Origin of the sequence: Cyanobium sp. Cruz CV13-4-11 (assembly GCF_024346055.1) — a bacterium.
Taxonomy (GTDB): Bacteria; Cyanobacteriota; Cyanobacteriia; order PCC-6307; family Cyanobiaceae; genus Cyanobium.
This window is the reverse complement of record NZ_JAGQCH010000013.1, coordinates 56,721-68,746: the sequence shown is the minus strand read 5'-3', so window position 1 is coordinate 68,746 and position 12,026 is coordinate 56,721. Positions and strand designations below refer to the sequence as shown.

11 protein-coding genes are annotated in these 12,026 nt (G+C 69.7%); 7 read left to right on the top strand and 4 right to left on the bottom strand.

What is annotated here, in order from left to right; translation table 11 throughout:
• Positions 1–102: 102 nt before the first annotated feature.
• The 3 genes from rpsJ (at position 103) to KBZ12_RS11045 (ending at position 2,242) form a co-directional block, all read left to right on the top strand.
• Positions 103–423, top strand: coding sequence for a 30S ribosomal protein S10 (gene rpsJ, locus KBZ12_RS11055; protein WP_015109452.1), 321 nt, complete (start codon positions 103–105; stop codon positions 421–423).
• Positions 424–562: 139 nt separating this feature from the next.
• Positions 563–1,228: an LON peptidase substrate-binding domain-containing protein gene (locus KBZ12_RS11050; RefSeq protein ID WP_254958011.1), complete on the top strand. Its 666-nt coding sequence runs from the start codon at positions 563–565 to the stop codon at positions 1,226–1,228.
• A gap of 3 nt (positions 1,229–1,231) precedes the next feature.
• The gene (locus KBZ12_RS11045; protein ID WP_315859327.1) at positions 1,232–2,242 is read left to right on the top strand and encodes a methyltransferase domain-containing protein; all 1,011 of its coding nucleotides are present in this window, start codon (positions 1,232–1,234) and stop codon (positions 2,240–2,242) included.
• 1 nt (position 2,243) lies between these two features.
• Here KBZ12_RS11045 and pheA read toward each other — a convergent pair whose 3' ends face one another.
• Positions 2,244–3,089: a prephenate dehydratase gene (gene pheA, locus KBZ12_RS11040; protein ID WP_254958010.1), complete on the bottom strand. Its 846-nt coding sequence runs from the start codon at positions 3,087–3,089 to the stop codon at positions 2,244–2,246.
• Between the two features lie 55 nt (positions 3,090–3,144).
• Here pheA and KBZ12_RS11035 point away from each other — a divergent pair, with 55 nt between their 5' ends.
• On the top strand, positions 3,145–3,657 hold the full coding sequence (locus tag KBZ12_RS11035) for a DUF1997 domain-containing protein (RefSeq protein ID WP_254958009.1): 513 nt from the start codon (positions 3,145–3,147) through the stop codon (positions 3,655–3,657).
• Here KBZ12_RS11035 and KBZ12_RS11030 read toward each other — a convergent pair.
• From KBZ12_RS11030 to KBZ12_RS11020, 3 genes are all read right to left on the bottom strand, one after another.
• The gene (locus tag KBZ12_RS11030) at positions 3,596–4,192 is read right to left on the bottom strand and encodes a ribonuclease HII (protein WP_254958036.1); all 597 of its coding nucleotides are present in this window, start codon (positions 4,190–4,192) and stop codon (positions 3,596–3,598) included. The two genes, KBZ12_RS11035 and KBZ12_RS11030, sit on opposite strands and share 62 nt — an antisense overlap.
• A gap of 76 nt (positions 4,193–4,268) precedes the next feature.
• A complete protein-coding gene (locus KBZ12_RS11025) occupies positions 4,269–6,308 on the bottom strand; it encodes an Rne/Rng family ribonuclease (RefSeq protein WP_254958008.1) in 2,040 nt (679 codons plus the stop codon).
• A gap of 376 nt (positions 6,309–6,684) precedes the next feature.
• Complete coding sequence (locus KBZ12_RS11020) at positions 6,685–9,330, bottom strand: TIGR03960 family B12-binding radical SAM protein (protein WP_254958007.1); 2,646 nt, start codon at positions 9,328–9,330, stop codon at positions 6,685–6,687.
• 93 nt (positions 9,331–9,423) lie between these two features.
• On the opposite strand from KBZ12_RS11020, the gene KBZ12_RS11015 reads away from it, so the two are divergent.
• The 3 genes from KBZ12_RS11015 (at position 9,424) to KBZ12_RS11005 (ending at position 12,006) form a co-directional block, all read left to right on the top strand.
• The gene (locus tag KBZ12_RS11015; RefSeq protein ID WP_254958006.1) at positions 9,424–10,650 is read left to right on the top strand and encodes an LL-diaminopimelate aminotransferase; all 1,227 of its coding nucleotides are present in this window, start codon (positions 9,424–9,426) and stop codon (positions 10,648–10,650) included.
• Positions 10,651–10,866: 216 nt separating this feature from the next.
• Positions 10,867–11,181, top strand: coding sequence for an ATP-dependent Clp protease adapter ClpS (gene clpS / locus KBZ12_RS11010; RefSeq protein WP_254958035.1), 315 nt, complete (start codon positions 10,867–10,869; stop codon positions 11,179–11,181).
• The gene (locus KBZ12_RS11005; RefSeq protein ID WP_315859326.1) at positions 11,182–12,006 is read left to right on the top strand and encodes a CPBP family intramembrane glutamic endopeptidase; all 825 of its coding nucleotides are present in this window, start codon (positions 11,182–11,184) and stop codon (positions 12,004–12,006) included.
• Positions 12,007–12,026 lie beyond the last annotated feature (20 nt).

Here is a 12,026-nt window from a genome sequence, read left to right as displayed (position 1 = left end):
TCTCGTCAGAGAAGCTCCCCCTTTGAACCACCGGTTCCCGGTGCACCTCGACAATCCGTTTCAGCGGCGCTGCCGCCGCCCTTCGCCCGCGCTTCCCTTCCGATGACCGCTTCCATCCCCCAGCAGAAGATCCGCATCCGCCTGAAGGCCTTCGATCGCCGCATGCTGGATCTCTCCTGCGAAAAAATCATCGAGACCGCCGATCACACCGCTGCCACGGCGATCGGTCCGATCCCCCTGCCCACCAAGCGCAAGATCTATTGCGTGCTGCGCTCGCCTCACGTCGACAAGGATTCCCGTGAGCACTTCGAGACCCGCACCCACCGCCGGATCATCGACATCTACAGCCCCAGTTCCAAGACCATCGACGCCCTGATGAAGCTCGACCTTCCCAGTGGTGTGGACATCGAGGTCAAGCTCTGATGGTCATGGGGCCATGCGGCCTTCGCCGGGTGGGTCGGTCTTTCTAGGATCGATTCAAACTTGAGATGCTCTGGTTGATCCTTTCGTTGCCGACCCCCGATCGCCCCTTTCCCCCTGCCGCCAGCGGCAACATCCGCGCGTGACTGATCTGGCCGTCAGGGAGCTGCCCCTGTTTCCCCTGCCTGATGTGGTGCTCTTCCCCCAGGAGGTGCTGCCGCTTCACATCTTCGAGCCGCGGTATCGCATGATGCTGCGCACGGCGATGTCGGAAGATCGACGCTTCGGCGTGGTGCGCTGGGACCCCCAGAACAAACGCATGGCGGAAGTGGGCTGTTGCGCCGAGATTCTCCACTGCCAGGTGCAGGACGACGACCGCAGCAACATCGTCACGATGGGGCAGCAGCGCTTCCGGGTCCTCGACATCGTGCGCGATACCCCGTTCCGGGTGGGCATGGTCAGCTGGATCGAAGACACCGTGAGCGAGAGCCATGAGGAGCTCGAGACCCTCACCAGCGATGTCATCCGGGCCCTGCGCGACGTGGTCGATCTCACCGGCAAGCTGATCGGCAAGCCCTCCTCCCTGCCCGCCGACCTCCCCGATCTGCCCCGGGAACTCTCCTTCTGGATCGGCGCCCATCTCGGCGGGCCGGTGGCCGATCACCAGCAGGCCCTGCTGGAGATCACCGACACCGGCGAACGCCTGCGCCAGGAATACGAACTGCTTGACCAGACCCGGCGCCAGCTGGCGGCCCGCACCGTCCTCAAGGACACCTTCTCCAGCCTCGGCGGCGACGACGAGGCCTGAACCATGGCGAGCCTGTTCCCGGGCGGCGTCCTGCTGCCCCTCCTGGTGACGGGGGGTGTCCTTGTCGCGGTCGTTGCAGCCATGCTATGGCGGCGCCGCTCAAGGGCCTACCTGTCCACGGCCAGCGTCGCCGCCGCCTACGACCGCTGGACGGACGATCGGCTGTTGGAGCGTCTCTGGGGCGAGCACGTGCATCTGGGGCACTACGGCGATCCCCCCGGATCGCGGGATTTCCGGGCCGCCAAGGCCGCCTTCGTGCACGAACTGGTGCGCTGGAGCGGCCTCGACCGTCTGCCCCCCGGCAGCCGGGTGCTGGATGTGGGCTGCGGCATCGGCGGCAGCGCCCGGATCCTGGCCCGCGACTACGGCTTTGAGGTGCTGGGTATCAGCATCAGTCCGGCCCAGATCGCCCGGGCCCGGGAACTCACCCCGGCCGACCTGCCGGGTTGCCGCTTCGCCGTCATGGATGCCCTGGCCCTGGATCTGCCAGACGGAACTCCCGATGCGGGCTTCGATGCGGTCTGGAGCGTGGAGGCCGGACCCCACATGCCCGACAAGCAGCGCTACGCCGACGAGATGCTGCGTGTGCTGCGGCCGGGGGGCTGCCTGGCGGTGGCCGACTGGAACCGCCGCGACCCGGCCGTCGCCCCAATGAACCGCCTCGAGCGCTGGGTGATGCGCCAGCTGCTCGACCAGTGGGCCCATCCGGAGTTCGCCAGCATTCCTTCCCTCAGGAGAAACCTGGAGACCAGCCCCTGGAACCGGGGCCTGCCGATCAGCACGGCCGACTGGACCGTGGCCACCCTGCCCTCCTGGGTGGATTCCATCGTTGAGGGGATACGCCGCCCCGGGGCGGTGCTGGGGCTGGGCCCGCGGGCTGTGATTCAGGGCCTGCGGGAAACGCCGACCCTGCTGTTGATGGACTGGGCCTTCCGCACCGGTCTGATGCAGTTCGGCGTCTTCCGCGGTCCGGTGCCCGGAGCCGGGGCCGAGGACCCGTACGGGCCCAGCTGACTCAGGCCCGCTTCTCCTCGGCGGCGAGGTTGGTGAGGGGATAGGCCCCGAACAGGGCCAGATGCTCACAGAGGGGGGTGAGATCGGCGATGGCCCCCTCCAGCGGTGCGGCTCCCTCGGGAAGTTCGAGATCGACGAAGAAGATGTACTCGCCCATTTCCCGCTTGGAGGGGCGTGACTCGATGCGGCTCATGTTCAGCCCCTGCCGGGCGAAACAGCCCAGCGACTCCAGCAGGGCCCCGGGACGGTTGGAGTGGAGCGAGAACGCCACGCTGGCGTAGGGCCCCCGCTGGGAGCGTTCCCCGCGCCGGAGCAGCAGAAAGCGGGTGCAGTTGCCGGGGACGTCGTTGATCGGGTAGGCCAGCACCTCCAGGCCATGCTCGGCGGCCGCCTCCAGTGAGGCGATGGCGCCCCGGAAGCGGCTGCCCCGCACCAGCCGCGCCGCCTCGGCGGTGGAGCTGGTGGGCAGCTGCAACGCCTGGGGCAGCTGTTCCCCCAGCCACAGGCTGCACTGGGCCAGGGCCTGGGGGTGGGAGAGCACCTCACTGATCCCGTCGAGCGGACCACTGCCCACCAGCGCATGGCGGATGGGCAACACCAGGGCCCGGGCCACCGCCAGGTCCGGGTGCTCCCAGAGGGCGTCCAGACAGCTGGTGACGCCCCCCTCCACGGAGTTCTCCACCGGCACCACCGCCAGTTCGCAATCCCCGTCAGCCAGGGCCCAGATCACGGCGCGGATGCCCTGCTGGGGCACGAAATCGACGCCCTCCAGGCCCTCGAGGCCCGCCAGTCGCTGCGCCGCCTGCTCGCCATAGGTGCCGACGGGACCGAGAAAGGCAAGGCGCATGGCGGGGGGCGGTCTGGGGTGATCGGTAGGATCATGGCCTGCCGGCCTGCAGGCTATGTCTCTGGCCTTCAGCGCCAGCCAGCAACTTGACCTTCCGGTGGTCAACGAAGCGGACCGTCTGCCGGCCTATCTGGACGACGAGCAGCGGGTGGTACAGGCCCTGCTCGACCCGAGCCAGCTCGAACCCCTCGGACCGGGCCGCTACCGCTACACGGTGAGCCAGGTGAAGGTGTTCCAGCTCCGGATCCAGCCCGTGGTGGAGCTTCAGGTCGTGCGCCGCAACGGTCGGCTGGAGCTGGAGGCCCTCGACTGCCAGCTCGAGGGGCTGGGACTGGTGGAGGATTTCCGCCTCGGCCTCTGCTCCTGGCTTGCCGCGGCCGACGGCGGCCTCACCGGCGAAGCCAGCCTCTCGGTCACGGTGAGCCGCCCCACCCTGCTGAAGGTGATCCCCCCCAAGGTGCTGGAGGCCACCGGCCGCTCGGTGCTTGGCGGCATCCTGCTGGGCATCAGGACCCGGGTGAGTCAGCAGCTGCTGGGGGATTTCCAGCGTTGGTGCCAATCGAGCTGAGAAAGCTGCGGCGGTGCAGGGGGGTGGGACCCAGCCGCAGGATCGCCTCCCGGTGCTGGGGCGTCCCATAGCCGGCATGACGCTCCAGGCCATAGCCGGGATGGCGCAGGGCCAGGCGGGTCAGCAGGGCATCCCTTTCCTGCTTGGCCAGCACGCTGGCGGCGGCGATCGCCGCGCAACGGCCGTCGCCCCGCACCAGGGTGGTCTGGGGTCCGGGCCACGGCCTCAGGGAAAGTACCCCATCCACCAGCAGCAGCCGGGGCGGCCGGGGCAGCCGTTGCAGCGCCCGCAGCATGGCCCATTCGGTGGCCAGGCGCAGACCCCAGCGGTCGATTTCACTGGCGCTCGCCTGCCCCAGGGACCAGGCCAGGGCGTGCTGCCGCAGCAGGGGAACCAGGGCCTGCCGGCGTCTGGCAGACAGGGTCTTGCTGTCGTTCAGACCCGCGGCTACCAGGGGGCCGATGGCCGCCGCCGGCAGCACCACCGCCGCCGCAAACACCGGCCCGAACAGGCTGCCCCGGCCCACCTCGTCCACCCCGGCACAGGCGGAGGGATCGAGTCCTCCCCAGACCGGGGCATCCGGGCGCCCGAGGGTGTCCTGGCCGGGAGGATCAGCCCGAGGCAGAGGAACGGCGCCGGCGCCGGCGCGGTTCGCCGGCCTCACTGGGGGCCTCCTCGGCCGCAGGCGGCGCGGCGGAGGCGGCCACCGGGACAGGGGCCGCGACCGGTGTGGACCTGGCAGAGGAGCGGCGGCTGGGCAGCGCCACGGCGACGGGCTCAGCCGGCGCAGGGACGGCTTCAGGCTCGAACGGGGCCGGGGTGATCTCCAGGATGGGAATCACCTCGTGGTGATAAGGGGCCTCGGAGGAGTCAGAAGCTTCGAAAGCGTCGGAGGCGTCGGAGGCCTCGGGGGTCTCTGGGGCTTCGCCAGATCCATTGCGCCCCTCGCCGTTCCTGCCGCGCCGGCGGCGACGGGAGCCGCTGGCGGCCAGCTGCTGGCGGGCTTCCTCGATGACGGCCTCCGGATCGGCATCCGGCCGAACGACGCGCACCATCAGGCTCTCCCCCGTGGGGATCGGATCCAGCAACAGCGCCGGACTCAGGCCCATCCAGCCGTAGACCAGCTCCTGCTCCGCGTCCATCGGCACGGCCAGCACCTCGGGCTCCTGACGACGTTGGGGCGCCTCGGAGGAGGGGATGGTCTCCTGGGGGGAAGGCACGGCGAGGGCGCCATTGCCAACACCGTCGGCGAACCCATTTGCCATCGGGGCCTCGGCCCCATCGGAGCCCCGGCCGCCACGACCACCGCGCCGTCGCCGGCCACTGCCACCGACCTCACCACCTCCGTTGGCGGGGCTGGCCACTTCGGCCCGGGCCGAAGCCGCCGAGCGCACCAGACCCGAAACCGTGGCCAGGGGCTGGAGGGTGTCCTTGCCGGGCAGCACGGCCACATGACCCAGGCCGCCACAGCTGGGGCAGGCCCGGCCGAACAGTTCGTAGATGTTCTGGCCCTGGCGTTTGCGGGTCAGCTCCACCAGGCCGAGCTCGGTGAGCTGGGCAATCTGGGGACGGGCGGTGTCGTCGCGGGAGGCCTGGGTGAAGTGCTCCAGCAATTGCAGTTGGTCGCGGCGGGACTCCATGTCGATGAAGTCAATGATCACCACGCCGCCGATGTTGCGCAGCTTCAGCTGGCGGGCGATCTCCACCGCCGCTTCGCAGTTGGTCCACAGGACCGTCTCGCGGGCATTGGCCGAGCGGGTGAACGAGCCGGAGTTGACGTCGATGACCGTCAGAGCCTCGGTGGGCTCGATGATCACGTAGCCGCCGGAGGGGAGATCCACCCGCGGCTTGAGGGCATCACGGATGGCCGCGTTGACCCGGTAGTGCTCCAGGATCTCGGTGGATTCGCTGTGGTGCTCCACCAGGAGATTGGCCTGGTCGGAGCCGAGGAAGGCGTTGACCCGCGCCACCGCATCAGCGCTGTCGACCACCACCCGCAGCACATCGGGGCTGTAGAGGTCGCGCAGGACCCGGTGGATGAAATCCTCATCGCGGTTGAGCAGCACCGGCGGCGCCGCCGTCTCGGCGGCCTGCTGGATCGACTCCCACTGACGCAGCAGACCCTCGAGGTCGTCGATCAGCATGTCTTCGCTGACGTCCTCGGCCTCGGTGCGGATCAGCAGGCCGGCACCGGGGGGCTTGATCAGCACACCGAGGGCCCGCAACCGGTTGCGCTCGTTTTCGCCGTTGATGCGTCGGGAGATGTTGACCCCCTGGCCATGGGGCTGAAGCACCAGGAAGCGGCCCGGCAGGGAGAGGTTCCCGGTGAGCCGTGGCCCCTTGGTGCCCGTGGGCTCCTTCATCACCTGGACGAGCACCTTCTGCCTGGGCTCGAGCAGCTCGGTGATGCCAGCGCCCCCCTTCCTCAGTCGCAGGGGACCGAGGTCGGTGATGTGAATGAAGCCGTTCTTCTCGCTTTCTCCGATGTTGACGAACGCCGCATCGATCCCGGGCAACACGTTTTCAACGGTTCCGAGATAGACGTCACCGATCTGATAACGACCCTGGGCGACGATCAGTTCATCAACGCGTTCGTCGCTGAGCACTGCGGCGATCCGCAACTGCTCAGCGATGACGATCTGCTGGGGCATGGAAGAGATGGTGGGCTCAGTGGAGCCCTGCCAAAGGGCAGGTGTGGGGAAGGAATCGGACGCCGACCGTGGCGGTCGCGCAGCCACTGAAAAGGAACAGAACGACCCCGGTAACAATGGAGTCGATTGATTGCCTGGTACAGCCCCCTGGACAAGGGGGCTGCAGGGGGAGCCAAGACGTCGTCGGGCCGGCAGCGTGGCGGAAGGGATGACGTCCCTTCCCGATGCGAAGCAACGAAGATCGAACCAAGCAATGTTGACTGAAATCGCGCTTTCGCCGAGGAGCTTCTAGAGAGCGTCCCTGTTGCAGAAGCGTCTGGGCGGAGGAGGACGAAAGGGAGGATCCCCGCGATTCCTTTCTCCGTCTAAGGCGAACTTAGCATGCGTCCAGCCGGAGGCAACGGCGCTGGACCGCCCCGAGCACCAGCGGCAGGCCGAGGGACTCGCCCAGCCACTGACGCAGCTGTTCGGGCCGCAGGCTGCGCCCCTGGGGGTCCACGGCCGCCTCCAGATCCAGCACCAGCCCGGCCTGCCCAGGGCCCTCGGCTTCCAGCGGCGCTGGGCCCAGGGCCAGCAAGTAGGGGCGGCAGTCCCGCTCCCGGGGGCGCCCCTTCTTGTCCTGGTCCCGCCAGGGCAGGGTGGTGGCCTCCAGCAGGGCGGCGATGGCGGCCGACCACTCTTGCGGTACTGGAGCCGGCTGATCCGGGCCCGGAAGCAGGGCGAACCGCCAGTGGGCGGCACGGATCTGCTGGGCCAGGCCGGGGGTCTCCAGGGGCACCGCCTGCACCGAGAGCAAGCTCAGCTCGGCGCTGAGTTCCGCCTGCAGGCGCTGGCGGGCCATCTCCGGATCGACCGGGGCGGCGAAGTCGAGGTCGAGCCACTCGCCCAGTCCCTCCACCCCCAGGGGCAGGGGCAGCGCCATCTGCAGCCGCGGCAGGGGGTGGAATCCGCCCGTGAAGCTCACCGGCAAGGCGCTGCGGCGCAGGGCGCGCTCCAGCAGCCGCAGGGTGTCCAGGTGGCTGATCAAGGCCAGGGAGCCGGTCTTGGCGAAGCCGAAGCGCAGCCGGCAGACCCTTTCGCTGGCCGGGACGCGCGGCGGGATCGGCGGCGGCACGGGGGGCGGCGGGATCACCACGTTGTGGCCCAGCTCAGGACCACAGACGCCGCAGCTGCTGCAGCCCTCGAAGGAGCAATCCGGCACCACGGCCGCTGCCAGGGCCCGGAGCAGGTCTTCGGCCAGCCAGACCTTGTCGACGCCGGAATCGATGTGGTCCCAGGGCAGGGGCTGGCGGCAGAAGGCCTCGAGGTCGCCCGTGGCGAAGGCCTCCGCCGCGCTCCAGCCGCCCATCTCCAGGGCCCGGTAGGAGCCGCCCAGACCGGCCGCCTCGATGGCGCCGGTCCAGGCGGCATGGGTGCGATCGGCGGATTCGAACCAGGCATCCAGCCCGGCTCCCGCCCGCCAGGCCGCCTCGATCACCGGAGCCAGCCGCCGGTCGCCCCGGCCCACAAAATCCTCCACCGCCGACAGGCGCACATCGGTGAAGTTCGTCTTGAGCCCCCGAAGGGGCCGCAGGGCGTCCCGCAGCAGCTGCTGCCGGCGCCGGAATTCCGCCGTCGACACGCTGTGCCACTGGAACGGCGTGTGGGGCTTGGGGGTGAAGTTGCTGATCGTGAGGTTGAGCTGCAGCCGGCCCAGATCGCGGCACTGTTGCTGCAGCCCCCGGCAGGTGTCGACGATGCCGAGCACGTCGGCGTCGGTCTCGCCCGGCAGGCCGATCATGAAATAGAGCTTCACGCGGTTGTAGCCGTTCTCCATGGCGGTGCGGATGCCGCGCAGCAGTTCCGCATCCGTGAGTCCCTTGTTGACGATGTCCCGCAGGCGCTGGGTGCCGGCCTCGGGGGCGAAGGTGAGCCCGGCCCGGCGGGTGCCACCAAGGATGTGGGCGATGGAGTTGTCGAAGCGGTCGACCCGCTGGCTGGGCAGGGTGAGGCTGACGTTGTGCTCCGCCAGCCGGTTGCGCAGCTCCACCCCCACCGCCGGCAGGGACAGGTAATCGCTGCAGCTGAGCGACAGCAGGGAGAAGTCGCTGTAGCCGGTGCGGAGCATCCCCTCCTCCACCGCCTCGATGACCGCCTCGGGCTCCACATCCCGGGCCGGGCGCGTCAGCATCCCCGGCTGGCAGAAGCGGCAGCCGCGGGTGCAGCCGCGGCGGATCTCCACGGTGAGCCGGTCGTGGACCGTCTCGATGTGGGGCACCAGGCCCATGGCGTAGTGGGGCATGGGGGTGGCGGTGCGCCGCTGGATCCGGGGAGCCAGCCCCGGCTCCAGCGGCAGCAGGCTCACCCCATCGGGCCCCGGCGCGTACAGGGCCGGTACGTAGACCCCCGGCACCTCGGCCAGATCCCGCAGCAGGGCCCGCCGGCCCAGGCCGGCGGCCCGGCCCTCGGCCACCACCAGGCCGATCTCGGGCAGCAGCTCCTCCCCATCCCCCAGGGCCAGGAAATCGAAGAACGGCGCGAAGGGCTCGGGGTTGCCGGTGGCGGTGGGCCCGCCGGCAAAGATCAGCGGCGGGGCCGCCGGATCGTCGAGGGGCAGGTCGCCGCGGTCGGCGGCGCGGATCGGGAGGCCGGCCAGATCCAGCATCTCGAGGATGTTGGTGCCGCCGAGCTCGTAGCTGAGGCTGAAACCGAGGATGTCGAAGGCCGCCAGGGGCCGGTGGCTTTCCACCGCGAACAGGGGCGTGCCCCGCTCCCGCAGCCGGGCCGCCAGATCGGGGGCCGGCAGGTAGGCCCGATCGCAGAGCTGGCCGGGGACGGCATTGAGGATCGAGTAGAGCAGCACGTGGCCGAGGTTGCTGGCGCCGACCTCGTAGACCTCCGGATAGGTGAGCGCCCAGCGCACCCGGGCCGCCGACCAGTCCCGGGGCTCCACCCCCCGCTCGTTGCCCAGGTAGCGGGCCGGCCGGGAGACGCTGCTGTCCACCAGCGCGGCGAAGTCGATCGGCGCAACGGTCAAGGCCATGGCCTGCGGGCTGGAAACCGATGGTAGGCAGGCCGCACCGCGCCATAGGAAGATGCCGCCGGGCCCAGCCGCCGCGCCTTCCGCTTCCCTCCCATGGTTCAGGTCAACGACAGCTATCTCAAGCTCAAGGCGGGCTATCTGTTCCCCGAGATCGCCCGACGCGTCAAGGCCTTCAGCGAGGCCCATCCCGAGGCTCCCGTGATCCGCCTGGGCATCGGTGACGTCACCGAACCCCTGCCGGAGGCCTGCCGCGAGGCGATGAAGCAGGCCATCGAGGCCATGGGTACCCGGGAGGGCTTCCACGGCTACGGACCCGAACAGGGCTATGCCTGGCTGCGGGAAGCCATCGCCCGCCACGACTTCCAGGCCCGCGGCTGCCAGGTGAGCGCCGAGGAGATTTTCGTCTCCGACGGCTCCAAGTGCGACAGCAGCAACATCCTGGACATCCTCGGGGCCGGCAACCGCATCGCCGTCACCGATCCGGTCTACCCGGTGTACGTGGACAGCAACGTGATGGCGGGCCGCACCGGCGAGGCCGACGCCACCGGCCGCTACGGCGGCCTTACCTATTTGCCGATCACGGCGGACAACGGCTTCACCGCCCCGATCCCCACTGAGCCGGTGGACCTGATCTATCTCTGCTTCCCCAACAACCCCACCGGCGCGGTGGCCACGAAGGAGCAGCTGCAGGCCTGGGTGAACTATGCCCGCGCCCACAAGGCCCTGATCCTGTTTGATGCCGCCTACGAGGCCTTCATCAGCGACCCTTCCCTGCCCCATTCGATCTATGAAATCGAGGGCGCCCGCGAGTGCGCGATCGAGTTCCGCTCCTTCTCCAAGAACGCCGGCTTCACCGGCACCCGCTGCGCCTTCACCGTGGTGCCGCGGGGGCTGATGGGCACGGCCGCCAACGGCGAGGCGGTGGAGCTGTGGGGGCTATGGAACCGGCGCCAGTGCACCAAGTTCAACGGCGTGAGCTACATCGTGCAGCGCGGCGCCGAGGCGGTGTATTCACCTGAGGGCCAGGCCCAGGTGAAGGCCCTGATCGACTTCTACATGGACAATGCCGCCCTGATCCGGCGGGAGCTCACGGCGGCCGGCATCCGCGTGTATGGCGGCGAACAGGCGCCCTATGTGTGGCTGAAAACTCCTGAGGGACTGGATTCCTGGGGCTTCTTCGACCACCTTCTGACCAAGGCCCATGTGGTGGGCACCCCCGGCAGCGGCTTCGGTGCCGCCGGCGAGGGTTACTTCCGCCTCTCGGCCTTCAACAGCCGCGCCAATGTGGAGGAGGCGATGCGGCGGGTGCGTGCCCTCTGAAGATCGGCCCTAAACTTGGCCGAGCCTGTTCCAGCGGCCAAGTGGGTTGCCGCCCGCAGGTTGGTTGCGCGGCTCAGCATCAGCCGCGCCGGCCACTGTCCGCGCCTCACCACTCCCTTTGTAACCGTGAACGGCTCCAGCGTGCATACAAGCCTCCTTCACTGCGCCGCCCCAACCTCCAGAGAGGTGCGGCTAGCCGCCTTCGAGCACGGCCCCATCGGCTCGGCCACCCCCGGCCAGACCCCCGGCGGCGCCGCCGTGCTGGACAAGGCCCCGGAGCGGGTACGCAAGACATCACCCCGCTACAAGGTGCTGCTGCACAACGATCCGGTCAACACCATGGAATACGTGGTGCTCACCCTGCAGCAGGTGGTGCCGAGCCTCAGTGAGCAGGATGCGATCGCCGTGATGCTCGAAACCCACAACACCGGCGTGGGCCTGGTGATCGTCTGCGACATTGAGCCCGCTGAGTTCTACAGCGAGAGCCTCAAGGCCAAGGGCCTCAGCAGCACGATCGAGCCGGAGAGCTGAGTGACGGCGGGCGGCAGCGGTGGCCGGCAACCCACCTGGGTGGGCACCGTGCTCTACGTGCCCCTCCTCTATGGCGGCGGCTGGCTGGCCAGTCGCCCCCTGGCCCTGGTGCACCCCACCTGGCGGGGTGACCAGGTGAATCTGGCCGGAGCGGTCCTGGCCCTGGTGCTGCTGCTGCTCACCCTGCCGGTGCGGCTGCGGCGGGCCTGGGGGATCGATCACCCCTGGCTCCAGCTGGGCCTGGTGGCCCCGACCCCGGCGGTGCTGCGGGCCCTGGTTCGCGGCCTGCTCAAGGCCCTGCTGCTGCTGGGGCTGGTGAGCGTCGTGCTGCTGGCCACGGGCAGCGCCCGCTGGGCCGGGGTGCTGAGCGGCGGAGCCGCCGCCAATGCCCTGGCCCTGGGGGCGGGGGTGGGCTTCGCCGAGGAACTGCTGTTCCGGGGCTGGCTCCAGGGCGAACTGGGCCGCCATCTGGGGACCAACCGGGCCCTGACGGTGCAGGCGCTGGTGTTTGCCCTTGTGCATCCCTGGTACCGGCTGCCGGTGGCCGGTGCGGCGGGACTCCTGGGGGGACTGGTGCTGCTGGGTCTGGCGCTGGCACTGCAGCGCCGGGCCGACGGCGGCGTGCTCTGGGGAGCCGTGGGACTGCACGGTGGCCTGGTGGGGGGCTGGTTCCTGCTACAGGCCGGGCTCCTGAATCTTTCTCCTTCGGCCCCGGCCTGGCTCGCGGGCCCCGGGGATCCGGCGGTGAACCCGATCGGCGGCCTGCTGGGCTGGCTGGGCCTGACGATGTTGCTGCTGACCCGGCGCCGTTGGTGGAGCGCCTGAATCCCGTCCTGGGCCCGTAG